The sequence below is a fragment of the Arsenophonus endosymbiont of Bemisia tabaci Q2 genome (genome assembly GCF_902713415.1).
Lineage (GTDB): Bacteria > Pseudomonadota > Gammaproteobacteria > Enterobacterales > Enterobacteriaceae > Arsenophonus.
Genome location: NZ_CACTIE010000211.1, coordinates 1 through 1,452, shown reverse-complemented (window position 1 = coordinate 1,452; position 1,452 = coordinate 1). Strand labels below are relative to the sequence as shown.

The window sequence follows — 1,452 nt, the reverse complement described above, 5'->3', positions numbered from 1 at the left end:
TTCTGGACAAGCCTAGTGACTGGTCAGATAACACAGTCACTGGTAGTTTTATTAATCGTGTATCTTATCAAGCTCACCATAAAGCGATGGCGTATCTTTGGGTCTAGTTTTAAATCGACGATGTAGCCACATATATTGCTCGGGCGCTTGCATAATCTGTTTCTCAATCAATTTATTCATAAAAGCTGCACTAGAAATTTCATCCTGCTGTGGCAAGTGGGTTATTGCCGGTTGGATAAGCAATTCATAACCTTTTGCGTTAGCTAATCTCCTGGGGGTAAAAGGTATTATGGTTGGATCGGCAAGTTTTGCCAGAATATAGGTACCGATAGTGGTAGCGGTATGTTTGACAGCGAAAAAAGGCACAAAAACACTTTTTCTTGGGCCATAATCGTGATCTGGCGCATACCACAAAATTTCTCCGTGCTTTAGGCTGCGTATCATGCCCTTTATATCTTTGCGATCAAGCATAAATTTATTAGAGCGCAACCGTCCTCGGGTTTGCAACCAATCCATTACTGGATTGTCGTTTGGGCGATAAACACCAATACCAGGATTTAATATACCAAAGATACGAGCGCCTAATTCGAGCGTTAGAAAATGAATTCCTACTACGATGATCCCTTGCCCTGTCTCCTGAATTTTTTTAATATTATTCTGCCCTTTAATCGTAAACCAGCGTTGTATTCGTTTATCAGACCAGAACCAGGCCATACCTGTCTCAAATAATCCCATACCTACCGATTCAAAATTTTTATCGATCATTTGCTGGCGTTGCTGCGCACTCATAGCCGGAAAGCAGAGTTCTAAATTACGCTCTGCAATCTGCAGGCGTTTTTTTAGAAAATATTTGGCTAACCGTCCAAGGCGAGTTCCTAGCCAATAGATAAGAGGATAAGGCAGTAAAACCAGTAAATAAAGGAGCCCAATTCCTAACCATGTTAGCCAATATTGGGGATGTAAATATGAAATTTTAAAAGGAGTTACTTTTATCATCTGCGTTTTGTTTGGTCAGTATTAATATTAATGTTATCTATTTTGACACCTTTTTAGCAAAGCTAAAACTATAATTGTATATTTAACCGTCATTCACTACTTAACATTGGTTTGCTTCAAGAAGGGGGTTACTATACGTTTTTTCCTTGATGAGGGTGATATGCTGCAATTTAATATGGTCTTTCTTTTTAGCAGTTGGTATAACTTCTTAAAGAGCATATATTGAAGTATTTTATCAATAATATCAGATGTAAATGAAATAAAAGATAGTGAGAACGAGAATGATTGGTCGTACTCATTTTAAATAAATGCAAAGCAAGAAAATTGATATAAATTAAGAATAAAATTAATTATATTATTTATAATATGATTAAGTTGTGTTCCTTTTGTAAATAGAAAATATTTTAATCATTTGAATATATATAGCTAAGCGACTTAATTTTGATTACACTATAT

At 35.8% G+C, this 1,452-nt stretch carries 1 protein-coding gene; it reads right to left on the bottom strand.

Annotation, left to right across the window (positions count from 1 at the left end; translation table 11 throughout):
- Positions 1-51: 51 nt before the first annotated feature.
- Positions 52-996, bottom strand: a complete 945-nt coding sequence (locus ARSQ2_RS10075; RefSeq protein WP_181995217.1) for a Kdo(2)-lipid IV(A) acyltransferase — start codon at positions 994-996, stop codon at positions 52-54.
- Positions 997-1,452: the final 456 nt, after the last annotated feature.